This is a genomic window from Streptomyces sp. NPDC103540 (assembly GCF_055584445.1).
Genome location: NZ_JBVJMA010000003.1, coordinates 619,869 through 645,039, shown reverse-complemented (window position 1 = coordinate 645,039; position 25,171 = coordinate 619,869). Strand labels below are relative to the sequence as shown.

15 protein-coding genes, 2 tRNA genes and 1 pseudogene are annotated in these 25,171 nt (G+C 75.0%); 8 read left to right on the top strand and 10 right to left on the bottom strand.

All coding sequences use genetic code 11. From position 1 onward, the window contains the following. Nucleotides 1-361 precede the first annotated feature (361 nt). Complete coding sequence (locus ACZ6ZI_RS11000; protein ID WP_363059413.1) at nt 362-898, bottom strand: MarR family winged helix-turn-helix transcriptional regulator; 537 nt, start codon at nt 896-898, stop codon at nt 362-364. 125 nt (nt 899-1,023) lie between these two features. On the opposite strand from ACZ6ZI_RS11000, the gene ACZ6ZI_RS10995 reads away from it, so the two are divergent. Then, complete coding sequence (locus ACZ6ZI_RS10995) at nt 1,024-2,310, top strand: MFS transporter (protein ID WP_469518687.1); 1,287 nt, start codon at nt 1,024-1,026, stop codon at nt 2,308-2,310. Between the two features lie 67 nt (nt 2,311-2,377). Here the strand turns inward: ACZ6ZI_RS10995 and ACZ6ZI_RS10990 are convergent, their stop codons facing one another. Together ACZ6ZI_RS10990 and ACZ6ZI_RS10985 are read right to left on the bottom strand one after the other, a co-directional pair. Beyond that, nucleotides 2,378-4,108 (bottom strand): ATP-binding SpoIIE family protein phosphatase, encoded by a 1,731-nt coding sequence (locus tag ACZ6ZI_RS10990; protein ID WP_469518685.1) that lies wholly within the window; start codon nt 4,106-4,108, stop codon nt 2,378-2,380. Nucleotides 4,109-4,289: 181 nt separating this feature from the next. After that, entirely contained in the window at nt 4,290-5,708 is a 1,419-nt protein-coding gene (locus ACZ6ZI_RS10985) for an NAD(P)/FAD-dependent oxidoreductase (RefSeq protein WP_469518633.1), read from the bottom strand. Nucleotides 5,709-6,048: 340 nt separating this feature from the next. Between ACZ6ZI_RS10985 and ACZ6ZI_RS10980 the strand changes: the two genes are divergently transcribed. Beyond that, a complete protein-coding gene (locus ACZ6ZI_RS10980) occupies nt 6,049-6,834 on the top strand; it encodes a TetR/AcrR family transcriptional regulator (protein WP_469518630.1) in 786 nt (261 codons plus the stop codon). A 303-nt stretch (nt 6,835-7,137) separates the two neighbouring features. After that, nucleotides 7,138-9,150 carry a sigma-70 family RNA polymerase sigma factor gene (locus tag ACZ6ZI_RS10975; protein ID WP_469518628.1) on the top strand — a complete coding sequence of 671 codons (2,013 nt, stop codon included), beginning with the start codon at nt 7,138-7,140 and terminating at the stop codon, nt 9,148-9,150. On the opposite strand, the gene ACZ6ZI_RS10970 is transcribed toward ACZ6ZI_RS10975, so the two are convergent. Continuing rightward, nucleotides 9,137-12,562, bottom strand: a complete 3,426-nt coding sequence (locus ACZ6ZI_RS10970) for an AfsR/SARP family transcriptional regulator (RefSeq protein ID WP_469518626.1) — start codon at nt 12,560-12,562, stop codon at nt 9,137-9,139. The genes ACZ6ZI_RS10975 and ACZ6ZI_RS10970 overlap by 14 nt on opposite strands. A gap of 161 nt (nt 12,563-12,723) precedes the next feature. On the opposite strand from ACZ6ZI_RS10970, the gene ACZ6ZI_RS10965 reads away from it, so the two are divergent. Then, nucleotides 12,724-12,924: a hypothetical protein gene (locus tag ACZ6ZI_RS10965; protein ID WP_469518623.1), complete on the top strand. Its 201-nt coding sequence runs from the start codon at nt 12,724-12,726 to the stop codon at nt 12,922-12,924. Between the two features lie 40 nt (nt 12,925-12,964). On the opposite strand, the gene ACZ6ZI_RS10960 is transcribed toward ACZ6ZI_RS10965, so the two are convergent. Next, nucleotides 12,965-15,157 (bottom strand): asparagine synthase-related protein, encoded by a 2,193-nt coding sequence (locus ACZ6ZI_RS10960; RefSeq protein WP_469518621.1) that lies wholly within the window; start codon nt 15,155-15,157, stop codon nt 12,965-12,967. Nucleotides 15,158-15,789: 632 nt separating this feature from the next. Between ACZ6ZI_RS10960 and ACZ6ZI_RS10955 the strand changes: the two genes are divergently transcribed. The 4 genes from ACZ6ZI_RS10955 to ACZ6ZI_RS10940 all read left to right on the top strand — a co-directional run bounded on the left by ACZ6ZI_RS10955 (nt 15,790) and on the right by ACZ6ZI_RS10940 (nt 21,309). Then, nucleotides 15,790-17,589 carry a sporulation protein gene (locus tag ACZ6ZI_RS10955; protein ID WP_469518619.1) on the top strand — a complete coding sequence of 600 codons (1,800 nt, stop codon included), beginning with the start codon at nt 15,790-15,792 and terminating at the stop codon, nt 17,587-17,589. A 19-nt stretch (nt 17,590-17,608) separates the two neighbouring features. After that, on the top strand, nt 17,609-18,826 hold the full coding sequence (gene lhgO, locus ACZ6ZI_RS10950; protein ID WP_469518617.1) for an L-2-hydroxyglutarate oxidase: 1,218 nt from the start codon (nt 17,609-17,611) through the stop codon (nt 18,824-18,826). 279 nt (nt 18,827-19,105) lie between these two features. Then, on the top strand, nt 19,106-19,936 hold the full coding sequence (gene trmB, locus ACZ6ZI_RS10945) for a tRNA (guanosine(46)-N7)-methyltransferase TrmB (RefSeq protein ID WP_469518615.1): 831 nt from the start codon (nt 19,106-19,108) through the stop codon (nt 19,934-19,936). A gap of 47 nt (nt 19,937-19,983) precedes the next feature. After that, a complete protein-coding gene (locus ACZ6ZI_RS10940) occupies nt 19,984-21,309 on the top strand; it encodes a PrsW family intramembrane metalloprotease (RefSeq protein WP_469518613.1) in 1,326 nt (441 codons plus the stop codon). A gap of 54 nt (nt 21,310-21,363) precedes the next feature. Here ACZ6ZI_RS10940 and ACZ6ZI_RS10935 read toward each other — a convergent pair whose 3' ends face one another. The 5 genes and pseudogenes from ACZ6ZI_RS10935 to ACZ6ZI_RS10915 form a co-directional block, all read right to left on the bottom strand. Continuing rightward, entirely contained in the window at nt 21,364-22,425 is a 1,062-nt protein-coding gene (locus tag ACZ6ZI_RS10935) for a M23 family metallopeptidase (protein ID WP_469518611.1), read from the bottom strand. Nucleotides 22,426-22,725: 300 nt separating this feature from the next. After that, a complete protein-coding gene (locus ACZ6ZI_RS10930) occupies nt 22,726-23,895 on the bottom strand; it encodes a PP2C family protein-serine/threonine phosphatase (RefSeq protein ID WP_469518609.1) in 1,170 nt (389 codons plus the stop codon). 173 nt (nt 23,896-24,068) lie between these two features. Next, nucleotides 24,069-24,142 (bottom strand) — tRNA-Met (locus ACZ6ZI_RS10925). 416 nt (nt 24,143-24,558) lie between these two features. Then, nucleotides 24,559-24,634 (bottom strand) — tRNA-Lys (locus ACZ6ZI_RS10920). Nucleotides 24,635-24,818: 184 nt separating this feature from the next. Continuing rightward, a pseudogene (locus tag ACZ6ZI_RS10915) lies at nt 24,819-25,171 on the bottom strand (DEAD/DEAH box helicase); the annotation flags it as partial.

Sequence of the window (25,171 nt, the reverse complement as noted above, 5' to 3'; positions counted from 1 at the left end):
AACGGACGCTTCCTTTGTACTCACCCTCTCGGGCTTTCCTCCGGGCTTTCGTTCTGTGTTCTTGCGTTTCCGACTCTATCAGACTCTTTCGGGCCTGACTCCCAGTCAGCGGGGTTTGTCTTCCGGGCTGTTGGGCCCTTCCGACTCCTGAACTCTAGCGGATTTCCCCGGCAACCGATAATCGGGCCTTCGGAAATGAATTCGGACATGCCGAATGCGTTCCCAGTGGGAGATCGTGCTGAGTAGGTTGCCGCAACGAGGCGGCGGATTCGTTGACGCCAGAACCTTTCGGCTCTGGGACAACTCGAAGAACCTTACGGACTGGTGAAGTCCGTGTCAACCTCCGAGGTCAACCCCGTGGTCAGCCCCGGGACTGGAGGTCCTCCACGCGGTCCAGGAGGCGGGTGAGCATGTCTCCCAGGACTCCGCGCTCGGCGGTGGAGAGGTCCTGGAGGAGGTCCTCCTCGAACACCGTGGCCGCGCGCATCGCGTCCAGCCACTTGCTCCGGCCCTCGTCCGTCAGCTCCACGATCACGCGGACGCGGTTGGACTCGTCCCGTTCCCGGGTGACCAGGCCCTCCGCCGTCATGCGGTCGATCCGGTGTGTCATCGCGGCCGGCGTGAGGCCGAGCTGCTTCGCCAGCTCGCTCGGGCCCATCCGGTAGGGCGCCCCGGAGATGACGAGGGCCTTGAGGACCTCCCACTCCGCGTTGCTGATGCCCAGGGCCGCCGTCTGGCGTCCGTACGCGACGTTCATGCGGCGGTTCAGTCGGCTCAGGGCCGAGACCACCTTCTCGACCTGGGGGTCGAGGTCCTGGAATTCGCGCTGGTAGACGGCGATCTGCTCGTCGAGGCTCGGCTCGGGGACGGGCACGGCGCCGTCGGGGGTGTCACCCATGCCTCGAAGTATGGCACGAGCTCGTTGGCGTCTAACTCCTTCGGTGTGTAGTGTTAAGGCTTGAAGTTTAGGTATGAAGTCTTCAGGCTTCAGGTCTCAAAGGCAGGTGAGAAGTGACCAAGGTGATGGGCGCTGCGATGCGGCGGATCCAGGCCGGCAACGCGCTGACCGCGTTCGGCATCGGTTTCACGGTTCCGTTCCTCTACATCTACGTGGCGCAGGTGCGGGGGCTGGGCTCCATGGCGGCCACGAGTGCGTTCGTGGCGTTCGCCCTGGGTGCTCTCGTCGCGCTGCCCTTCACCGGTCGGGTCATCGACCGACGTGGTCCGGTGCCCGTGGTCATGGGTGCGGCCGTCGCGGCTTCGGTGGGCGCGTTGGCGCTCGGGCTGTCCACGGGGATCGTGCCGATCCTGCTGTCCGCCCTGGCGCTGGGCGCCGGGCAGGCCGTGATGCAGCCGGCGCTGGCCACGATGATCGTGTGGTGCTCGACGCCGAGCACCCGGACGCGGGCGTTCGCGTTGCAGTTCTTCATGCAGAACCTGGGTCTGGGCATCGGTGGTCTCGTCGGCGGTCAGATCGTCGACGAGAGCCGGCCCGGCAGCTTCACGCTGCTGTTCGGCATCGAGGCCGTGATGTTCCTGGTGCTGGCCGCGGTCATCGCGACCGTGCGGATGCCGCAGGTCACGGGCATCAGTGACGGGGTGGCCAAGGACGCGATGCCCGAGGGCGGCGGCTGGAGGCGGCTGCTGCGGCACAAGGCGATGGTGCAGCTGTGCGTGCTGGGCTTCGTGCTCTTCTTCGCCTGCTACGGACAGTTCGAGTCGGGTCTGGCGGCCTTCGGGACCGAGGCGGCGGGTATCTCCCCGTCCACGCTGGGGTTCGCGCTGGCGGCCAACACGGGTGCGATCGTCATCGCGCAGTTCGTGGTGCTGAAGCTGGTGGAGAAGCGGCGTCGGTCGCGGGTGATCGCGCTGGTCGGGCTGATCTGGACGGTCGCGTGGGTGATCGCCGGGTTCTCCGGGCTGGGGCACGGCAGCGCGATGATGGCGGCCGCCGCGTTCATCACGACGTACGCGCTGTTCGGCATCGGTGAGGCGATGCTGTCGCCGACGCTGGCGCCGTTGGTCGCGGATCTGGCGCCGGAGGGTTCGGTCGGGCAGTACAACTCGGCCTTCGCCCTGGTGAAGCAGATGGCGCTGGCGCTGGGTCCGCTCGGTGTCCCGCTGGGCGCGGGTGTGCCGATGCTGTACATCGGGGTGTTCGTGCTGGTGTCGCTGGGGATCGCGGGGCTGGCGCTGCGGCTCGGCCGGCAGCTGAGCCCGGCGCAGGACAACCCGTCGTCGGCGCGGGTCGCGGCGGAGCCGGTGGTAGTCGTGAAGGCGTCCGCTCCGGCGGAGCACGCGGCGGTGTAAGGGGAGAAGAGGCAGAAGGAAGAGGGAAGGGCCCGGTCCGGTGGATCGGGCCCTTCGTTGTGTGCGGCTACTTGTCCGGGAGGGCGAACTCGCACCAGACGGCCTTGCCGCCGCCCGGGGTGCGGCGGGAGCCCCAGGAGGAGGAGACGGTGGCGATGATCGAGATGCCGCGACCGGTCTCGTCGGCGGGTTCGGCGCGGCGGTGGCGCGGGAGGTGGTCGTCGCCGTCGGTGACCTCGATGATCAGGCGGCGGTCGGTGCGGCGCAGGCGCAGGCGCATGGGTGGGGTGCCGTGCTGGAGGGAGTTCGCGACGAGTTCGCTGGCGGCGAGGACGCCGAGGTCGCACAGCTCGACCGGGAAGCGCCAGGAGGCGAGGACCCCCTGGGCGAAGGCGCGGGCGCGGGGGGCGGCCTCGACGCCGCCGAGCAGTTCCAGGGCGGCGTTGTGGAAGAGCTCGGCGTCGGCTCCGGTGCGGGCGGGTTGCTGGAGGACCATGACGGCGACGTCGTCGTCGTGGTCGGCGTCGACGCCGAGGGCGCGCATGAGGCGGTCGCAGACGACGGCGGGGGTGCCCTGGGCGCCGGCGAGGGCGCGTTCGAGGGTGGCGACGCCTTCGTCGATGTCCTCGCCGCGGCGTTCGACGAGGCCGTCGGTGTAGAGGACGGCGGTGGAGCCGGGGCCCAGGGCGATGGTGCCCGAGGTGTGGAGCCAGCCGCCGGTGCCGAGCGGGGGGCCGGTGGGGTCGGCGGCGCGGCGTACGGTGCCGTCCTGGTCGCGGACCAGGATGGGGAGGTGGCCGGCGGAGGCGTAGGCCAGCAGGCCCTCGTTGGGGTCGTGGACGGCGTAGACGCAGGTGGCGATCTGGCTGGCGTCGATCTCGGCGGCGAGGCCGTCGAGGAGCTGGAGCACCTCGTGCGGGGGCAGGTCGAGGCGGGCGTAGGCGCGGACGGCGGTGCGGAGCTGGCCCATGACGGCGGCGGCGCGGACGCCGCGGCCCATGACGTCGCCGATGACGAGGGCGGTGCGGCCGGCGCCGAGGGTGATGACGTCGTACCAGTCGCCGCCGACGGCCGCTTCGGTGCCGCCGGGCTGGTAGGTGGCGGCGATGCGCAGGTCGTCGGGTTGTTCCAGTTCCTGGGGCAGCAGGGAGCGCTGGAGGGTGACGGCGGCCTCGCGCTGGCGGCGTTCGCTGGCGCGCAGACGGTCGACGGCCTCGGCGTGGTCGGTGACGTCGGCGAGGTGGACGAGGATCCCGGTGTGGTGGGGGTCGGCCGTGCCGTCCGTGCCGGCCTTGGGGAACTCGACGGGGGTGCAGGTGACGGTGTACGAGTTCCCGCCGCCGGGGGCGGTGCGGTTCTTGGCGGTGCGGGGCTTGCCGCTGCGCTGGACCTGGTCGAGGAGTTCGAGGAGGCCCAGTTCGCCGAGTTCGGGGAGGGCCTCGTGGGCGGGGGCGCCGGTGGTGCGGGGGCCGAAGCCGGCGGTGTAGGCGTCGTTGACGTAGGCGACGCGGTGTTCGGGGCCGTGGACGAGGGCGACGAGGGCCGGGAGCAGGCCGAGGACCTCGCGTACGGACAGCTCGTCGAGGGCGGGTACGGAGGGCAGGGGCGCGGTGCCGGTGCCGGAGACGGTGGCGTCGGCGGGGCTGCCGTCGGGGGGCGTGGGGGAGTGTCCTGCCGAGCCGCGGGCCGCAGGGACGGAGCCTTCGCCGCGTTTGGCCTGGGCGGCGGCGTGTTCGTTCCGGGCGGCGGCGCGGCGCTGTGTTCCGGGGAACCGGGCGCTCCAGCGCGTGAAGTTCACTGCGTTCAAGCCTCGTGGTGTCGCAGGGGGTCGCTGTGTCCGCGCCGGCTGCTGCCGGGCGGTGCCCCCGGGTCGGTCGCCGGTCGGTGTCGCTCGGTGAAGGTCACTCGGAATGTCACTGTGTGCAGGGGTGGGCCCACCTATGGTCACACGTCCGGTGGGGCCGGGCGCACGGTCGACGTCAGCTCTGTCCGTCCTGTGGGGGGTGGGGGGCGGGGCCGGGCGAGGGGTGTCGGGGGCCGGCGCCGGCGGCGAGTTCGAATTCTGCCCTGGGGTGTTCGAGGGAGCCTAGGGAGACGATCTCGCGTTTGAACAGCCCCGAGAGGGTCCATTCGGCGAGGACGCGCATTTTGCGGTTGAAGGTGGGGACGCGGCTGAGGTGGTAGGCGCGGTGCATGAACCAGGCCGGGTAGCCCTTGATCTTGCGTCCGTAGATGTGGGCGACGCCCTTGTGAAGGCCGAGGGAGGCGACGGAGCCGGCGTACTTGTGGGCGTACTCGGTGAGGACCTCGTCGTGGAGGGCGGCGGCGAGGTTGTCGGCGAGTTGTTTGGCCTGGCGTACGGCGTGCTGGGCGTTGGGGGCGCACATCCGGCCGGCTTCGGGGGCGGTGATGTCGGGGACGGCGGCGGCGTCTCCGGCGGCCCAGGCGTGTTCGACGCCCTCGACGGTGAGGAAGGAGGTGCAGACGAGGCGGCCGTGTTCGTTGCGGGGGAGGTCGGAGGCGGCGACGACGGGGTGGGGTTTGACGCCGGCGGTCCAGACGACGGTGCGGGTGGGGAAGCGGGTGCCGTCGCTGAGGACGGCGACGCGGTTCTCGCAGGATTCGAGGCGGGTTTCGAGGCGGACGTCGATGTTGCGGCGGCGCAGTTCGCGGACGGTGTAGGTGCCCATCTCGGGGCCGACCTCGGGGAGGATGCGGTCGCTGGCCTCGACCAGCACCCATTTCATGTCCTCGGGCTTGACGTTGTGGTAGTAGCGGGCGGCGTAGCGGGCCATGTCCTCCAGCTCGCCGAGCGCCTCGACGCCGGCGTAGCCGCCGCCGACGAAGACGAAGGTGAGGGCGGCGTCGCGGATGGCGGGGTCGCGGGTGGAGGAGGCGATGTCCATCTGCTCGATGACGTGGTTGCGCAGGCCGATGGCCTCTTCGACGGTCTTGAAGCCGATGCCGTAGTCGGCGAGGCCGGGGACGGGCAGGGTGCGGGAGACGGAGCCGGGGGCGAGGACGAGTTCGTCGTAGGCGATCTCGATGTCGCCCGTGCCCTCCTCGGCGGTGGCGAGGGTGGTGACGGTGGCGGTCCGTTTGGCGTGGTCGATGCGGCGGGCCTCGCCGATGACGATGCGGCACCGGTCGAGGACGCGGCGCAGGGGGACCACGACGTGGCGCGGCGAGATGGAGCCGGCGGCGGCTTCGGGGAGGAAGGGCTGGTAGGTCATGTACGGCTCGGGGGTGACCACCGTGATCTCGACCTCGCCGGATCTCAGCTTTCGCTGGAGGCCGAGGGCCGTGTACATGCCGACGTATCCGCCGCCGACGACGAGGATGCGCGTGCGGGGCGGGGTACCGGGGGCGTCGCCCCGCGAGTTAGCAGCCTTCACCATCCCATGACGCCCCCTGGCCGGGAGTTTGTCCACAGCCCCGACAAATTGTGTGACCGGTGGGGCCTGCGTGACGGGGTCGTCAGGGGGGTCATGTTTGGCTGGAACTGTGCAGGTCAGAGCGTGCGGAGGGGGCGATTCCGGGGGCTTCCGCCGGAAAAGTGGGGGTGAATGCTCCGATCGGGCGGCGCTCCGTCCGGGGCTGCCTCTTCTGAATTGACTCTGGCTCAACTATGTTCGTATCTCGTCGAGGAGTAGGACCAGGGCCTCATGACCGTGGCCCCCCTCGACGTGAAGGCGGGGAGTCTCCGGGGGGAGACAAAATGATTACCGGGGGATACATATGCACATTTCCGATTTCCATGGCTCTGCCACCGCTCTGTCCGCGTCCGCGGAGAGCGGCGGGCGCATGATGACGGGCGCCACCACCCACGGTGTGGGTCGCTCCACGCCCCTGCGCGTCGACGCGCAGCGCAACCTGGAGCACGTCCTGCGGGCGGCCCGCGAGGTCTTCGGCGAGCTCGGCTACGGGGCTCCGATGGAGGACGTGGCGCGGCGCGCGCGGGTCGGTGTCGGAACCGTCTACCGGCGGTTCCCGAGCAAGGACGTCCTGGTCCGTCGGATAGCCGAGGAGGAGACCGCTCGGCTCACCGAACAGGCCCAGTCCGCTCTGGGTCAGGAGGAGGAGCCGTGGCAGGCGCTGTCGCGCTTCCTGCGCACCTCCGTGGCCTCGGGTGCCGGGCGGCTGCTGCCGCCCCAGGTGCTGCGCGTCGGCGCGGCGGCGGAGGACGCGGCCGCGGAGGAGGCGGCCGCGCGGGTTCCGCACCAGCGTCAGGCCGTGGCGAACGGGGCGACCTCGGGGCCGGAGCTGCGGGTCGTGGGCTCACGCACCTCCCTGGAGGACGAGCCGTCGGAGGACGCCGGCGCGGGTGCGCTGCTGGAGGTCGTCGGCCGGCTCGTGGACCGTGCCCGGGAGGCCGGTGAACTGCGGACCGACGTCACGGTGGCCGACGTGCTGCTGGTGATCGCCACCGCCGCGCCGGCGCTGCCGGACCCGCAGCAGCAGGCCGCGGCCTCGGCCCGACTGCTGGACATCCTGCTGGAGGGCCTGCGTTCGCGTACGGCCTGACGGTGGTCCGCGGGTGAGGTGCCCGCGGTCGAGGTGGGAAACGCTTCGCGCGGGGGGTTCCGCGCGGGGCGTTTTTCGCCTTTCCGGGGGCGGTTCGGGCGTCGGCCGGGACGGTTCGGGCGTCAACCCGGGCGCGGGCGCGGTCGGTCGCACGTACGGGTGAGGCGCAGGTCGGCGCAGGGGGCGGGGCGAGGGAGCCCGCACGGACGGGTGGATGGTGCGCGGACGGGGCCGGGGCACCCGCGCCGTGTGACACGCTGGATCGGTGTACCGGTTCGAGTGTGTCGTGCGAGGGCTGCCGCGATGAGCGTTGACGGACGGGACGGGGCTCCCGGGGGCGCTTCCGGCAACGTCGAGGCGGGCGGCCCGCCCGCCCGCCAGGTACCGGCCCAGCGCGAACCCGCGGGCCGGCACGCCGCCTCGGGGGCGTCAGGGGTTTCGGGAGCTGCGGGCGCCGATCTGCCGCCGTCCGACGCCGACTTGGTCGCGCGGATGCGCGCGGGCGACGACGGCGCGTACGAGGAACTGTTCCGCCGGCACGCCGATGCCGTACGCCGGTACGCGCGCACCTGCTGCCGCGACGGCCACACCGCCGACGACCTGACCGCCGAGGTGTTCGCCCGGACCCTCCAGGCGGTGCGCGGCGGCGCCGGGCCGGACCACTCGGTGCGCGCCTATCTGTTGACCACCGTGCGACGGGTGGCCGCCGCGTGGGCGAAGACCGCCCGGCGCGAGCACCTGGTCGAGGACTTCGCGGTGTTCGCGGAGCAGGCCGCCGGCGGTTCCGAGGGGGCGGCGGGCGCGCTGGCGCAGGGCGACACGCTGGAACTGGGCGCCGACGTACGGGCGATGCACGAGGCGGAGCGTTCGCTCGCCATGCAGGCCTTCCGGAGCCTGCCCGAACGGTGGCAGGCGGTGCTGTGGCACACCACCGTCGAGGAGTCCTCGCCGAGCGCGATCGCCCCGCTGTTCGGGCTGAGCGCCAACGCGACGGCGGTACTGGCCAGTCGGGCCCGCGAGGGCCTCAAGCAGGCCTACCTCCAGGCGCACGTGAGCTCCGCGCTGAGCGCCGGCGGCGACTGCGCGCGGTACGCGGACCGGCTCGGCGCGTACGCGCGGGGCGGCCTGCGGATGCGGGCGGAGCGCGGGTTGCGGCGGCACCTGGAGGAGTGCGCGCAGTGCCGGCTGGCCGCCGGGGAGCTGAAGGACGTCAACGCCGGGATTCCCGCCCTGCTGCCGGTCGCGGTCATCGGGTGGTTCGCCGCCGGGTACGCAGCCAAGGCGGCCGGGGTGGTGGCCGGTGGGGTCGCCGCCGCCGGGGGTGCGGGGGCCGCGGCCGCCGCGTCGGGAGGCGGCGCCGCGGCTGGTTCGGCCGGAGCCGCAGGGGCGGCCGGGGCTGCCGGCGTGGGGGCCGGTGGGGCCGCCGGGGCCGGTGGTGCGGGCGGGGGCGGGGCCGGCGGTGCGGGCGGGGCCGTGGTGTCGGAGGGGCTGGGGTTGCCGGCCAAGGCCGCCATCGCCGCCGGCATAGCGGTCGCAGCGGCCGCCGGGGTGGTGTTCGCCCTGGCCGGGGACGAGCCCGAGCCGCAGGCCGTCGACCGGCCCGCCCCGGGCGTGGTGGCGCCCGCCGTGCCCGTGGCCCCGAAGACCCCCGCGTCCACCCCGCCCGGGACGCCCCCGGCCGACGGGCCGCAGCCGGCCGCGCCGGGACCCGTACCGGCGAGGCCGAGCGCGACGCCGTCCGCCGCGGCGTCGAGCACGGCCCCCGCGCGGCCGGCGCCGCCGGTGCCGAGCGCGTCCCGGCAGAGCCCGAAGCCCTCCCCCTCCCCGACCCGGGCGAAGCCGTCGCCCACGCCGACACCACCGCCGCCGCCCCGGCCCTCGGAGGGGTTCCGGCTCGCTTCGCTGCGGCACGCGCCGCTGGGACCGCACACCGGCCCCGAGGTGGAGACCTGGCGCAGCGGCTGGGTGTGGCAGCGGTGGGGGCTGGAGGTCGGGGGGCGGCACTTCTCGCAGGGGATCACCGTCCACTCCCGTTCCTCCGTGGAGATCACCCTCAACCGGCAGTGCACGGACTTCTCGGCGCGCGCCGGGGTGGACGGGCTGTCCCTGCTGACCGACGGCCGGGTCCGCTTCTCCGTCTACGGGGACGGCACGCGGCTGTGGCGCTCCGAGGCGCTCGGCCGCGGGGACGCGCCGGCGGCCGTCTCCGTGCCGCTGGCCGGGCACCGGACCGTACGGCTCGTGGTGGAGCAGGCCGGGCAGGGGCACCTGCCGACGCTGGCGAGCTGGGCCGACGCGGTGATCAACTGCCGGTGAGCCCGGTGAACCCGTCGGGTGCTTCGCGTCCGGTGAGTTCCGCGAGTTCGGCGGCGACCTCCGCCGGGCTCAGCGCCTCGCCCGCGACCCGGGCCCGCTCGTGCGCGGCCGGGCCGAGGAGGGCGAGGGTGCGCGCCGGGAGGTCCTCGACCAGGTCCTGCTCCGGTGCCGAGCGGGGGTCGGGGCCGCGCCAGACGCCGGCCGCCGCGAGGGCCCGTACGCTCTCGGCCGCGAGGCCCGCGTCCGCCAGCAGCAGTGCGGCGATCTCGGCGGCCTCGGCCAGGACGCGTTCGGCGCAGCGGGCGGCGACGGCCCTGGCGAGGGAGGGCGCGATGACCGCCAGACCGGCCCGCGGGCCGTGGTCGTGGGCGGCGACGAGGGCCTCCACGATGTCCGTGCCGGCGGCGAACTGCGGGGGCGTGTTGACCCGCGAGGCCTCCTTGCGGGCCTCCGCGCACCCTTCACGGGCCGCCTCGACGTCGCCGCGGCGCAGGGCGAGCAGCGCGCCGAGGAGGCAGATGAAGCCCCGGGCGTCGTACACGCCGCCGTAGAGCCGCGCCTCGGCGTCGGCCTCCTCGACGAGCCGCGCGGCCTCGGCGTAGTCGCCCTCGCAGTAGGCGGTCTCGGCGATCCGGGCGATGGCGAAGGGCGCCTCGGTGTGGGCCCCGACCTCGTGGGCCAGGCGCAGGCATTCCTCGTACTCGGCGCGGGCCTCGGGGTAGCGGCCGTGCGCGAGGGCGACCTCGCCGGCGGCGCTGGCCACCTGGGCGCGCGTCCAGCGGTCTCCGGTCCGCTCGGCGATCAGGTGCAGTTCGGCGAGGTCGTCGTCGAGGGTGGGCAGGCCGCCGGTGAGGTCGATGGCGACGTGCGTGCGGAGCATGAGGGTGACGCCGAGTTCCCAGTCGCCGGCGTGCCGGCGGCAGTTCTCCACGGAGAGGTCGAGGCTCGCGTGGAAGTCGGCGGTGTCCCCGGTGAGGAAGCAGGTCGCGGGCCAGAGCATGCCGGGGAAGCGGGTGGTCTCAGGGGAGCCGTGGCGGAAGGTCTCCCTGATGCGGGTGGCGAGGGCGATGTGCTCGGGCTTGCGGAAGTTGTCCGCGGGGCCGGTCTCGGCGAGCAGGAACATGTGCAGGACCTGGAGGCGCATGGAGCGCCAGTACGCGTCCGTGCCCTCGGGGGGCTCCGGCGGGCAGGCGGCGAGCACGCGGGTGGTCCACTCGGCGCCCTCGCCGCGGTAGTTGCGCAGCCACCAGAACCAACCGAGGGCGAAGACGAGGCGTTGGGCGGTTTCGGTGTCGGGGTCGGCGTCCGGCCCGCAGAGCTCGGTCGCGGTGTGGAGGGCGGAGCGGAGGTTGTCCAGCTCGGTCTCGACGCGGCGGATCCAGGGGAGTTGTTCGGCGCAGCGGAGCTTGGGCTCGGCCTCCTCGGCGAGGGCGAGGTAGTGCGCCCGGTGGCGGCGGGTGACGGCGCGGGCGTCGTCGGGATCGGCGCCGGCGTGCGCGGCGTGCCGTTCGGAGGCGTACTCGTGGATGGTCTCCAGCATGCGGTAGCGCATGCCGTCGGGGCCCGGTTCGGCGACGACGAGGGACTTGTCGACGAGGGAGCCGAGGACGTCGGCCACCTCGTAGGACGGGTCGGCGCAGACGGCTTCGGCAGCGGTCAGGTCGCAGCCGCCGGCGAACACCGACATGCGGGTGAGGGCGGTGCGCTCGGCGGCGTCGAGGAGGTCCCAGGACCAGTCGACGACGGCGCGCAGGGTCTGCTGGCGCGGCAGCAGGGTGCGGGCCCCGCCGGTGAGCAGGCGGAAGCGGTCGTCGAGGCGGTCGGCGATCTGGCGCGGGGTGAGCAGCCGCAGCCGGGCGGCGGCCAGCTCGATCGCCAGCGGAAGCCCGTCCAGGCGGGCGCAGATCTCCGCGACGGCGGCCGGATCCTCGGCGACGGTGAAGCCGGGGCGGGCGGCGGCGGCCCGGTCGGCGAAGAGGCGGTGCGCGGGGGCGGGCGGCAGGGGCTCGACGGGGCGCAGGAACTCCCCCGGCACGCCCAGGGGCTCCCGGCTGGTGGCCAGGATCCGTACGTCGGGGCAGTGGGTGAGGAGGCGTTCGGCGAGCTCGGCGGCGGCGCCGATGACGTGCTCGCAGTTGTCCAGGACGAGGAGGAGGCGGCGGTGCGCGCAGTGGTCGACGAGGAGGGTGAGCGGATCCTCGGGCGGGGTCTTCTCCCGGGCGACGAGGCTGTTCTCGCGCAGGCCGAGCGCGCTGAGGACGGCGCCGGGGACGGCGGCGGGGTGGTCGAGGCGGGCCAGCTCGACGAGCCAGCCGGATTCCGGTTGGGCGGCGGCGGCGTGCTCGGCGAGGCGGGTCTTCCCGGAACCGCCGGGGCCGGTGAGGGTGACGAGGCGGAAGCGCGCGAGGTCGCCGGCGAGGGTGGCGAGCTCGGGTTCGCGGCCGACGAAGGAGGTGAGGCGGGGGCGGAGGTTGCCGCGCGGGAGCGGGGGCGGGAGCGGGAGCGGCGGGGTGTCGGGGCCGGTCGGGGCGGCCTGGGCTGCGGTGGGGGCGGCCTGGTCGGCGGTCGGGGCGGCGGTCGGGGCGGCCGGGGCGGCCGGGGCGGCGGTCGGGCCGGGCGGGGCGGCCTGGTCGGCTCCGGTCGGGCCGCCCGGTGGGGGCCCCGGCCGGAGGAGTTCGGCGTGCAGGGCGCGCAGCTGCGGGCCGGGGTCGGTGCCCAGGGCGTCGGCGAGGACGGTGCGGGTGCGCTCGTAGGCGGCCAGGGCGTCGGCGGGGCGGCCGGCCGCGCGGAGCGCGCGCAGCTGCTGGGCGCGCAGGGCCTCGTCGTACGGGTGCTCGTGGATCAGCGCCTCGATCTCCGGGAGGAGTCCGGCCGCGGTGGGGGCGCCGGGGTGGCCGAGGCTGCGCAGGTCCGCCTCGACGCGGTCGCGCAGGGCGGTGGCGCGGCGGGCCTCGGGGGCGGAGGCGTAGGCGGTGCGGGCCGGTTCGCGGAGGTCGGCGAGGGCGGGGCCGCGCCACAGGGCGAGGGCCTCGCGCAGGGTCGCGGCGGCGGAGGCGGGGTCGGTGGACAGCTGCCGGCCGCCGTGGGCGGCGAGGCGGTTGAAGCGGTGGAGGTCGACGTCCTCGCGGACGGCGGCGAGGCGGTAGCCGCCGGTGGGGTCGGCGAGGATCCGGTCGCGGGAGCCGAGGGCGCGGCGCAGGCGGGAGACGAGGGCCTGGAGGGCGGCGGGGGCGTCCTTGGGCGGGGCGTCGCCCCAGACCTCGTCGACCAGTGCGGCGACGGGCGCTGCGGCCGAGCCCCCGGCGCGCAGGGCGAGGGCGGTGAGGAGCGCGCGCAGGCGGGCGCCGCCGAGGGGTAGGGGGGCGCCGGTCTCGTCATGGGCCTCGGTGACGCCGAGGATGAGGTACCGCACCGGGCAATTCTGCCTTGCCCGGGAGGGGGGTGCGCGGGGTTTTGTCGCCGGCGGGGGCTGTGGGGGGCGGGCATCCCGGGGGTTTGCCGGGGGGATCAGAATGGGGCGGCCGGATCCGCCCGACGGGGGCGGCGGGCGCCGAAAGACGGGGGAACGGGAACGTGGACGTCCTGATGGTCGTGGGATTCGTCCTGCTGCTGGTGGGGATCTCGATCTGGCGCGACCACCGGCGCCGGCGCCGGGGCGGCGGCTCCGGCGGGTCGCGCGGGCGTTGGTCGGGCGGCGACGGGGGCGGCGGCTACGGGTGCGGGGGCGGGTCCTCGTGCGGGTCGTCCTCCTGCGGGGGTGGCGGCGGCGACTGACCCTCGCGGCGCCCTCGGCCCCCGCCCCCGCCCCCGGGCCTCAGCGGCTCGTCAGGCGGGGCAGGGGGGACTGCGGGTGGGGCACGGCGCGCCGGCGGGGGGTGGTGGTGCCCGTCCAGCAGGTGCCGCGGCGGGACAGGAGGCGGCGCAGCCACAGTTCCATCGAGACGAGTTCCGCGAGTCCGTCCAGCGGTACGGGGGTGCCGTCGGCGGCGTCGGCCAGGGCCTGCCGGACGGCCCGGGTGTCGACGATGCCCGCGTCGGCGAGGAGCGGGGCCCGGAACAGGGCGAGGAGTTCGGGCAGGGCGGCGCGCAGCCCGAGCCGGGTGGCGGTCTCGTTCGGGGTGTGGGCGGTGACGCCCCAGCCGGGCGGCAGTTCGCGTACGCCGGCGGAGGCGAGGACGCCGCGCAGGATCGCGGCGCGGGCCCCGGGTTGCACCCGTAGGGACTCGGGCAGGGCGCGCGCGGCCCGGACGACCTGGTTGTCCAGGAAGGGGGCGTGCAGGCGCTGGCTGCGGACCTCGACGGCCTGCTCGAAGACCCGGTGGTCGGCGGCGTGGCGGGCCAGCACCGCGCGGGCGCGGGCCTCGCCGGGGCGCAGGGACAGCGGCGGGCGGCCGGCGGCGGCTCCGAGACGGATCGATACTTCCGCGAGCGCTTCGCCGGTGAGCCAGCGTGCGGCCGGCCCGGGGCGGGCCCAGGTCAGGGCGGCGAGGGAGGCGTCGACCGGCCCCGAGGGACCGGCGCCGAGGCCGCCTTCGCGCAGCCGGGCGGCGGCGGCCTCGATGCCGGTGCGGTACGGCGTACGGGCGAGGCGGCGGGCGGCGGAGTAGACGGAGAAGGGGACGAGCAGGGGGCCCTCGGGCGCGGAGCGGGCGAGGGCCGCGACGGGGCGCAGCAGGTGCCGGCGGCGGCGGTCGAGCAGGAGGTCGGCCATGCGGGCGGGGTGGGCGTCGAGGACCTGGCGGGCTCCGTGGCCGGTGAAGTGGTCGGCGGAACCGGCCGCCAGTCGGCGCCGTTCGCGGGCGGCGGAGACGAGGGAGGGGCCGGGTTCGTCGGTCAGGGGGCCGTCGAGGTCGGCGTACGGGAGGGCCTCGGCGGCGGCGGCCACGACGACGTGGTGGAGGCGGGGGTCGCCCGCGATGGCGTGGGCGCGTTCGAGTTCGCCTTCGCGGCCCTGCGGGGTGGCGAGGTCGTTGAAGGTGACGGCGAGGAGGCGCGAGCCGGTGCCGGGCAGGGTGCCGGGGGCGCCGGGGAGTCCGGCCGCGAGCAGGGCCAGGGTCGCGGAGGCGCTGCCGCCGGAGAGGTCGGCCCCCACGCCCGGGGCGGGGGCGCCGCGGGCGGCGCGCCGGTCGGCGGGGCCCATGCCGGGGACGGGGCCGGGGTCTGGAACAAGTGTCTCGGGAGCATGCCGGGGAGCCGTGAGCCGGGCGCGCACCGCGTCGACCAACGCTTCCCGCACGCCCTCCACCGCGCGCTCGGGGTCGGCCTCGGGGGCGGCCACCGCGAGGGAGGCGACGGGCTCGTAGCCGGTGATCTCCCGGGAGCCCTCGCGCAGGATCAGGGTGTGCCCGGGCGGGATGCGCCGGACGCCGGCGTACGGGGTGCCGTCGCCCAGGGCCTCGGGGCTGTCGGGGCAGGCCAGCAGGGCGGCGAGGTGGCCGATGTCGAGCTGCGCCTCGATGAGGTCGGCGAGGGGGAGGGCGGCGGTGGCGTAGGCGGTGCCGCCGGCCCAGGGGGTGTAGAAGACGGGTCTGGCGCCCGCGAGGTCGCCGAGGACGGTGATGCGGCGGCCGGCCTGGACGACGGCCGTGTAGCTGCCGGACCACTCGGTGAGGTGGCGCAGGGCGCCGCCGCGCGCGGCGTAGAGGGCGCGGCGCAGTTCGGCGTCGGTGGCGCCGCAGCAGCCGAGGACGGCGAGGCGGGTGAAGGGGTCCGCGGGGTCGGCGGTGACGGTGCGGATCTCGTCGGGGCGCCAGTCGCCGACGGCCCAGAGGGGGTCGGGGTCGCCCCACAGGAGTTGGGCGCCGACGGGGTGGACGGTGCGGTCTGCGTCCACCGCGGCCGGGTCGTCGGCGTGGGCGGCGTCCGCGAGGCCTCCGCGGGGCGGGTCGGCGCGGGGGTGGTGGGGGCCGGGGTCGTGACCGAAGACGGACCGGTCTCCCTGGCCGGAGACGCGTCCGGCCGTGCCGAAGTTCGCGGCGATACTGCTCCAGCCGACCAACCAGCGCACCGCCGCCTCCCCCAGCCCGTGGGCACATGACCGGGGCAACGGACGGCACGGACGAGACGGTCAGCGCGGAGGGCGCGGCCGGCGGGGCCCCGAGTGGCTCGGGTCCCATGCTGCCACGAGACGGGCGTGCGAGAGTGGCTTCGGGGGCGCACATGTAAACGAACACGCCTCGGCCACGCGGTGTTTGATGTTTCGTTCCCCCCGTCCCACAGTCTGGTTTCGGCCATTCTTCGGCCGTACCGGCCGCCCGTGCCGGGCGGTGGGCGGCGCGCGGTCCGGGAGGCGGGATCCACCCCCCGGACCGTTCCGCCACCCGCGGGGATTGAGGCAGCGGCATCCCCCGGCCCACCGGATCCACTCGGTGGGCCGACCCACGCACCGCACATCGAATCGCCGGGCCCCGGGACCGGCCAGAGCGCACGGCCGGGCGCACGGCCACACGGCGGGAGCACGGTTCGGGGCGTGCGCCCCGGGTGCCCACTCCGGGCCGACGGTGCATACGGACAACAATCCCGCCATACGGAAGTAGGGGCCTTAACGCTTGGGAGGCGGGGAACTACGCTGGGTTTACGAAATGCCGGGTGCCTATGCCCCGGCGGCGTCTGCGTTCCGCGTGTGACGAGGGGTGGCGCATGTCCAGGGAGCTCCGCGAGCCCAACGAGAAGCTCGGCGCCGTCCTCGCCCTCGCCGGCATCAGCAACGCCGGCCTGGCCAGGCGGGTCAACGACCTCGGCGCGCAGCGCGGTCTGACGCTGCGCTACGACAAGACCTCGGTCGCGCGGTGGGTGTCGAAGGGGATGGTGCCGCAGGGCGCGGCGCCGCACCTGATCGCCGCGGCCATCGGGGCGAAGCTGGGGCGGCCGGTGCCGCTGCACGAGATCGGCCTGGCGGACGCCGACCCGGCGCCGGAGGTCGGACTGGCCTTCCCGCGCGACGTCGGGGCGGCGGTGCGTTCGGCGACGGACCTGTACCGGCTGGACCTGGCGGGGCGGCGCGGGGGTGGCGGGATCTGGCAGTCGCTCGCGGGTTCCTTCTCGGTGTCGGCGTACGCGACGCCCGCGTCACGGTGGCTGATATCTCCCGCCGACAGCTCGGTGGCGCGGGAACCCACCACGCCGGCGCAGCACCAGCCCCGGAGCACGGCCCCGGCGCAGACACCGCAGACGCAGACACAGACCACGACGCAGGCCCCGACGCAGGGGCAGCCTTCCCAGGCTCCGTCATCGTCGCCGCTCGCGCAGCAGGCCCACCCGTCCCCGCGGGGTGCGCGGCACGGCGCGCCGCAGGTCCCGTCGTCCTCCGCCGCCGCGCCCGGCGGCGCCGCGGGCTCCCGGCCGTCCGCCCCGCCCCGGCAGTCGGCCGCCGTCCCCGCGCAGGGCCTTGTGCCCGGCCGGCCCGGACCCGAAACCGGGCAGCCGCGATCGGAGCGGGCGGGCGCGGCGTCCGCCCCCGCGGCGCCCTCCCCGGCCCCGACTCCCGCCGTGCTCACCGGTCTCGGGACGGACGCCTCCCCGCAGCGCGTGGGCCACAGCGACGTGACGAAGCTGCGCGAGGCGGCCGAGGACGCGCGCCGCTGGGACTCCAAGTACGGCGGCGGCGACTGGCGTTCGTCGATGGTGCCCGAGTGCCTGCGGGTGGACGCGGCGCCGCTGCTGCTGGGCTCCTACACGGACGAGGTGGGCCGCGCGCTGTTCGGCGCGACCGCCGAGCTGACCCGGCTCGCGGGCTGGATGGCCTTCGACACCGGCCAGCAGGAGGCGGCCCAGCGCTACTACATCCAGGCGCTGCGCCTGGCCCGCGCGGCCGCCGACGTACCGCTGGGCGGTTACGTCCTGGCCTCCATGTCCCTCCAGGCCACCTACCGCGACTTCCCCGACGAGGGCGTGGACCTCGCGCAGGCCGCGGCCGAACGCAACCGGGGCCTGGCCACCGCCCGCACCATGAGCTTCTTCCGGCTCGTCGAGGCCCGCGCGCACGCCAAGGCGGGCGATTCGGCCGCCGCCGGCGCCGCGCTGCGGGCGGCCGAAGGGTGGCTGGAACGCTCGCGGGAGGGCGACGCGGATCCGACCTGGCTTGGTTTCTACTCGTACGACCGTTTCGCGGCCGATGCGGCGGAATGCTACCGGGACCTCAAACTGCCCCGTCAGGTCCGCCGGTTCACCGAGCAGGCCCTGTCCCGCCCGACCGAGGAGTACGTGCGCTCGCACGGGCTGCGGCTGGTGGTGAGCGCGGTCGCCGAGCTGGAGTCGGGCAACCTCGACGCGGCCTGCGCGGCCGGCACCCGGGCCGTGGAGGTCGCGGGCCGGATCTCCTCGGCGCGCACGAACGAGTACGTACGGGACCTGCTGCACCGGCTCGAACCGTACGGGGACGAACCGCGCGTCGCGGAGCTGCGCGAGCGGGCGCGGCCGCTGCTGGTGGCCCCCGCGTAGCCGAGCTGTCGGTGGCGGGGTGCACTATGCAGGGGTGGGAGGTGTCAGCGTGGACTGCGACGTGCTGGTGATCGGGGGCGGGATCGTCGGCCTGTCGACCGCGCATGCCCTGTCACGGCTGGCTCCGGGGACCCGGGTGACGGTGCTGGAGAAGGAGCCCGGTCCGGCCCGGCACCAGACGGGCCGCAACAGCGGGGTGATCCACAGCGGGATCTACTACCGCCCGGGATCGCTGAAGGCGCGCTTCGCGGTGAGCGGGGCCGCCGAGATGGTGAAGTTCTGCGCGGAGCACGACATCCCGCACGAGGTGACGGGCAAGCTGATCGTGGCCACGGAGCGGTCGGAGCTCCCGCGCCTGCACTCGCTCGTCCAGCGCGGCCGGGAGAACGGCATCCCGGTGCGCGAGCTGGGCCCGGCGCAGATCGCCGAGTACGAACCGGAGATCCGCGGCCTGGCCGCGATCCACGTCGCCACCACCGGCATCGTCGACTACGGACGGGTGGCCGCGCAGCTGGCGGAGTCCTCGGGGGCCGAGGTGCTCTACGGCGCGGAGGTCGACCTGATCTCCCGCCGCCCCTCCGCCGTCGCGGTGCGCACCACCTCCGGGCAGGTCCTGCGGGCCCGGGTCCTGGTGAACTGCGCGGGCCTGCAGTGCGACCGCGTCGCCCGCCTGGCCGGGGACGACCCGGGCATGCGGATCATCCCCTTCCGGGGCGAGTACCACGACCTGGCCCGCCCCGACCTGGTCCGGGGCCTCGTCTACCCGGTGCCGGACCCGGCGTTCCCCTTCCTGGGGGTGCACCTGACGCGCGGCATCGGCGGCGGCGTCCACGTCGGACCGAACGCCGTGCCCGCGCTGGCCCGGGAGGGCTACGGCTGGAGCACGGTCCGGCCGCGCGACCTCGCGACCGAGGCGGCCTGGCCGGGCACCTGGCGCATGGCCTCGCGGCACTGGCGGTACGGGGCCGGGGAGATCCACCGCTCCCTGTCGAAGCGGGCCTTCACCGAGGCGGTACGCCGACTGCTGCCCGCCGTCACCGAGGCGGACCTGACGCCCGCCGAGGCCGGGGTGCGCGCCCAGGCCGTGCTGCGGGACGGCACCCTGGTCGACGACTTCCTCATCCGCGAGGCGCCGCGCACGGTGCACGTGCTCAACGCCCCCTCCCCCGCGGCGACCGCCTCCCTGCCGATCGGCCGCGAGATCGCCGGCCGGGCCCTGGCCGCCCTGCGCGCCTGACGCTCCGGCACCGCGCCCGGCCGGGGGACGCGCGGGCCGGCCCGGGAGCGCCGGAAACCGCGGGAGACGGCCCGGCCCCGCCCAGGACCACCGGAAACCACCGGAGACGGCCGGGGGACGCTCGGGGACGGCCCGGCCCCGCCCACCGTCCCGGCCCGCCAGGGCCCCGCCCCGCCAGGGCCCCGCCCCGCCAGGGCCCCGCCCCGCCGGGGTCCCGGCGCGCCCCGACCCGCCGGGGCAGCGGGCCCGGGGAGGGTCGCGTCGTAGAATCTCCGCATTGTGTCTGAGTCCCCGAACCCCCAGCCCAGCCTCCCCGACAGCGCGCCGGAGGCGACCGCGTACGCGCCCCCCAAGTGGCGCACCGAGCCCCGCTTCCCCGACGGCCCCGCGCCCGACCCGGCCGGATCGCACCACGAGCGCCGCATCCGCAGCTTCCAGCCGCGCCGCAGCCGGGTGACCACCGGCCAGGGCGAGGCGCTGAAGCGGCTGTGGGGCACCTGGGGCCTCGACATCGACGGCCACGAGGTCATCGACCTCAAGGAGATGTTCGACGGCCTGCCCGTGGTCCTGGAGATCGGCTTCGGCATGGGCGAGGCCACCGCCCAGATGGCCGCCGCCGACCCGAGCACCGGCGTCCTCGCCGCCGACGTCCACACCCCCGGTCAGGGCAACCTGCTCGCCCTCGCGGAGCGCGCCGGCCTGACCAACGTCCGCGTGGCGAACGGCGACGCGATCATCCTGCTCCGCGAGATGCTCCCGCCGGACTCCCTCGCCGGTCTGCGCGTGTACTTCCCGGACCCGTGGCCCAAGGCCCGCCACCACAAGCGGCGGCTGATCCAGCCCGAGTTCCTCGACCTGGCCGCGACCCGACTGGCGCCCGGCGCGATCCTGCACTGCGCGACCGACTGGGAGCCGTACGCCGAGCAGATGCTCGAAGTCCTCACGGCGCACCCGCGGTTCGAGAACACCCAGGCCGACGGCGGCTACGCGCCGCGCCCCGACTTCCGTCCGCTGACCCGCTTCGAGGGACAGGGCCTGGACAAGGGGCACGTCGTCCACGACCTGCTGTTCGCACGTACGGACGAGGCCTCCCCCGAGCCGACGCGGTAACCACGAACGTCACTCCCGGTGTCCGACCCGCTCGGTAGGGTCATCATGTGTTCCGAGCGCTCCGTGGTGTGCTCGCACGCCCGTCGGGCAGGGCCCGGACGTGCGTGCTGGTCACCCTGCTCACCGCGACGGGGATCGCGATCCTCGAACTCGTCCGGGAGCAGACCGGTACCCCCGGTTTCTTCGTCGGCCTGGGTCTGGCCCTGTTGCCGGTGCCGCCCCTGATGGCGGCCTTCCGGTGGCTGGGCCGGGCCGCGCCCGGCCCGTGGCGGCGGCTGCTGCTCTGCTTCGGGTGGGGGGCGTGCACCGCCGCGTTGATCGCGATACTGGCCAACAGCTTCGCCACGGACTGGATCGCGGCGGCCACCGCCGACCCCTCGAACGCCGACCACCTCGGCTCGGTGGCCATCGCCCCCGTCGTGGAGGAGACCGCGAAGGCGGCTGCGCTCCTCCTCGTCTTCCTCCTCCGAAGACGACAGTTCACCGGCCCCGCCGACGGGTTCGTGATCGCCGGTTTCACCGCGACCGGCTTCGCCTTCACCGAGAACATCCTCTACCTGGGCAACGCCTTCGACGAGGACCGCGCGAGCGGCACCGGGGTGCTGGACTCCGTGACCGCGGCGACGTTCTTCGTACGGGCGGTCATGTCCCCGTTCGCGCACCCGCTGTTCACCGTGCTGACCGGGCTCGGCTTCGGCGCCGCCGCGCTCGCCGTCGGCCGGGTCCGCAGGGTCGGCCTGCCGCTGCTGGGCCTGGCCCTGGCCATGGGCGCGCACGCCCTGTGGAACGGTTCCTCCCACTTCGGGGAGCACGGGTTCTACGTGGTCTACGGCTGCGTGATGGTCCCGGCGTTCGGGCTGCTGCTGTGGCTCGCGGTGCGCATCCGGCGCCACCGACTGCGCGCCGTCGCCGCCGAGCTGGCGGTGTACGCGCACGCGGGGTGGCTCCGGCCGGCGGAGGTGCCGGCCCTGGCCTCGGTGCCGGCCCGCTCGCTGGCGCGGGCCCTGGCCCGCCGCACCGGTGGCCGCCCCGCCGCCCGGGCGGTCTCCCGGTACGCGGCGGACGCCGCCGCCTTGGCCCTGCTGCGCCGGCACGCCCGCCACGCGGGTCCGGGCGAGGAGGCCGACTTCGTGGTGCGGGAGCGGGAGTTGCTGGAGTCGTTGTGGCGGCGCCAGGCGACGGCCTCGCCCGCGCTGGCCCGGGCGGCGGTCCTGGAGGAGCTGCTGCCGCCGCGCCCCCACCCTCCGGTCGCCCCCTCCGCACCGACACCCGCGAGGGTTCCGGGTCCGGCCGCGGCCGTCGTACGCGCGCCCGCGGCGCTCCTGCCGGCCCCCCGGCGGGCGGAGTTCGCGGACCTCACCGCGGGTCCGTGAGCGCAAGCGGGTCAAGGCCGGGGCGCACCCGGACCCGGACCCGGTGCGTTCGGTTCAGACGCTCAGGCCCTTGGAGTTCAGCCAGGCCAGCGGGTCGACGGTGGAGCCGCCCTTGCGGACCTCCAGGTGCAGGTGCGCGCCGGTGACGTTGCCGGTCGCGCCGACCCGGCCGATGGTGTCGCCCGCGCCGACGGAACCGGAGGTCACGGACATCGAGGAGAGGTGGCAGTACCAGACCTCGGTGCCGTCGTTGAGCTGGAGCACGATCCGGTAGCCGTAGGCGCCGGACCAACCGGCGGAGATGACCTTGCCCGCGCCGACGGCCTTGACCGGGGTGCCCGTCGGGGCCGCGAAGTCGAGGCCCGTGTGGTAGCCGGAGGACCACATGGAGCCGGCGACCCCGTAGTGCGAGGTGAGCGTGTAGGAGGAGGTCGGCAGGACGAAGGCGCCCGTGGACTTCCCACCGCCCGTGGAGCCCCCTCCGGAGCCGGCGGCCGGCTTCGCCTCGGCCTGCGCGGCGGCGGCCTGTTCCGCGGCCGCCTTGTCGGCCTCGGCCTTCTCGGCGGCGGCCTTCTCGGCGGCCGTGCGGATCTCCTCGGCCTCCTTGTCGGCGGCCTCCTTCTGGCCGCGGGCCTCCTGGGCGGCGGCGTCGCGCGCGGCCCGCTCGGCGTCCGCGCGGGCCTGGGCGTCGAGGGTGTCCTGCTGTGATTCGGCCTGGAGGAGGATGCGGTTGCGCAGCGCTTCCCCGGCGTCGGCCTGGGACCGCTCGTCCTCGGCCTGCCGTGCGGCCTCCGCGGTGCGTGCGGCGCCCGTCCCGGCGTCGTCGGCGTCCTTGTCCTGACCGCCGGCGCCGAGCAGGTCGGGGAGCGAGGGCACGGATATGGCGACCTGGGGGCGGTCCTGCGCGGTCGCGATGCCGCCGGCGCCGACGGCGGCGATCACGCCGACGCCGAGCACGGTGGAGCTGCGGGCGAGTCCCCCGCGGGGCTTGAGGACGCGGTGCTTGCCGCGCGGGGGCCGCGCGGAGTCCTCGGTGGGGTTCCACTCGCCCCAGGCTCCGCCGGTGGGCGTCTCCTGGACGTCTGTGCCGTCAGGGGCAGGCGAGTTGGAGGCCACGGGGGCACACTCCTCAAAGGGGGGAACGCGCACGGTGCCGTCTCTTACGACGGCTGGGACGACCGCGCTGCGTTATCGAACGGTAATAGACGCGGGGGAGTGATTCCAAGCTGTTGCGACTGATCGTTAACGTCAATCAGCCACGCATCGCGCATCTTTGGCCTGGACATTCAGTACATCAACTGAACAACTCCCGCAAAAAGAAGCGGAATCATGGCTCACTTCAGCCACACAGGCTTAATGACGATCCGTCAAGTACCTTGCTCAGCGCACCCCGTACGCTACGCAGCGTGAGGTGATCTAGGTCTCGTCCCGCCGCACCACCGGGACGGTCCGCCGGCGAGCCGGCTGCCCCTCCCCCGGACGCCCCACCGCCAGCAGCGCCATGTCGTCGGTCGCCCCGCCGCCCGTGTGCCGGCGCACGTCGGTGCTCAGCGCGTCGAGCAGGGCGTCCGGCCCGGGGAAGACCCGCCCCCGCAGCCGGGCGGCCGGGTCGTAGAAGACCCCGGCCGCGTCCCGCGCCTCCGTCAGCCCGTCCGTGAACAACAACAGCGTGCTGCCCGCCGGGAAGGGCCACTGCCCGACCCGGTCCACCGACCCCGCCGACAGCTCCCCCAGCCCCAACGGCAACGCCGGCTCCCGCGGGGCCAACACCACCAGCGCGCCGTCCGCGTGCAACAACAGCGGCTCCGGATGCCCCCGGTTGACCAACCGCAACGCCTCCGCCCCCGGAGGGACCTCACCGAGCACGCACGTCGTGAACCCCTCCACCGCGTCCAACCCGTCCCGCCGGCCGCCCTCACGGGCCAGGGCGCGCTCCAGGCGCCGCGCGAGGCCCTCCAGGGTCTCCTCGGTGTCCGCCGCCTCCCGGAAGGCCCCCAGCACCACGGCGACGGCCTCCACCGCCCCCAGCCCCTTGCCCCGTACGTCGCCCACCGCGAGCCGGACCCCGTACGGGGTGTCCTGGACGGCGTAGAAGTCCCCGCCGATGAAGGCGTCGGCCTGGGCGGCCTCGTAGCGGGCGGAGACGTGCAACCCGGAGATCCGTTCCGCCGGCGTCGGCAGCACGGCCCGCTGGGCGGCCTCGGCGATCTCGCGCGCCGAGGCGAGCCGCTCGCCGCTGCGCCGCACGACCCGGTTGATCAGCAGGGCCAGTACCGACACGGTGAGGACGGTCACCAGCTCGGTCAGCGCCTCCGCCCTGCCGCTGGTGCCGTTGTGGACGTGCAGGCCGACCACGGTCGCCGAGGCGGCGAGCCCCGTCAGAGCCGTCGCCCACAGGGAGAACAGCGGCGCCGCGATCAGCGGAGCCGCCGAGAAGAAGGGGGAACCCGTGAAGCTCGGCGGAGTGGACAGGTCGAAGACCAGCCCGAGCACGATGAGGGTCATCGGCAGGATCCGGACCACCCGCCGGGCCCGGCCTCCCGCGAGGCCGCGCGCGTCGCTTCCCTGCCGGCCCAGCCCCACCACGCCGTCTCCTGCCGCCCGGTCCCGCCTCGCCCCCTCCAGGCTGGCGGCACCGACCCCCCGCGGCGACCCGACCGGGCCGGTCGAGTGAGGGCGACGCGCGGCGCACCCCGGAGAACGCCCGCGAACACGACGAAGGCCCGGTTCCATTCAAGGAACCGGGCCTTCGTCTTCAGTAGCGGGGACAGGATTTGAACCTGCGACCTCTGGGTTATGAGCCCAGCGAGCTACCGAGCTGCTCCACCCCGCGTCGGTGAACCCAACTCTACGTCATCCGGGGGACGCCCTGCGCCAATTACCGCCCCGGACACCCCCGCGAGGGGCATCACCGCAGGTCAAAGCCCTGAAATGCGATGACGAAGGCCGGCGGTCGACAGCGGTTCGAAGCCTGCGGCGCCCCGACGGCCCGGGTACCGGCCCCTCCGTCGCGCACCACTTCCCGGCCGGCGGCCCCGACCGCGCCCGCCCTACGGACGGCCCCGGGAGCCCACGGGAGCCCGTGGCGCGCGCCCCGCGCCCCGCACGACACCGCCGGCGCCCCGCGGGCGGTCCCGGCCGCGACGGGTCGTCGTGGGATCCCTGCCGCACACGAGGAAGCGCCCCACCCGAGGAACTCGGATGGGGCGCTCGTTCGCAGGTCAGGGGGAAGTCCCCCCGGCCCGCGGGTGGTAGGCCATGTCGGACTCGAACCGACAACCAACGGATTAAAAGTCCGCTGCTCTGCCAATTGAGCTAATGGCCCTCCACGTGCTCACCCCAGAGCATAGCCGGAGAGGGGCTCCTGGCCGATCGGGTATCGCCGGGTGTGGCTGAGGCGGTTTCCCGCCAATGGGTGGGCACGGGGCCAAACGGGCCGGAAACGGGCTCGGCCCCCACCGCACCGAGGTGCCGTGGGGGCCGAGGGAGCGTCAGAAGGCGCTCGGAGATCAGCCGTTGCGCTTCCAGCGCGGCTTGTCGTCACGACGGCCGCCGAAGGAGCCACCGGAGCCGGACGGACGGTTGTCGTCACGACGGCCGTAGGGGCGGTCGCCGGCGCCACCGGAGCGGAAGCCGCCGGAGGGACGGTCGTCGCGGCGGAAGCCACCACGGTCGCCACCGCGGTCGTCACGGTTGAAGCCACCCGACGGACGGTCGTCACGACGGAAACCACCACGGTCACCACCGCGGTCGTCACGACGGTCACCACCCGAGCGGAAACCACCCGACGGACGGTCGTCGCGGCGGAAACCACCACGGTCGCCACCACGGTCGTCACGGTTGAAGCCACCCGACGGACGGG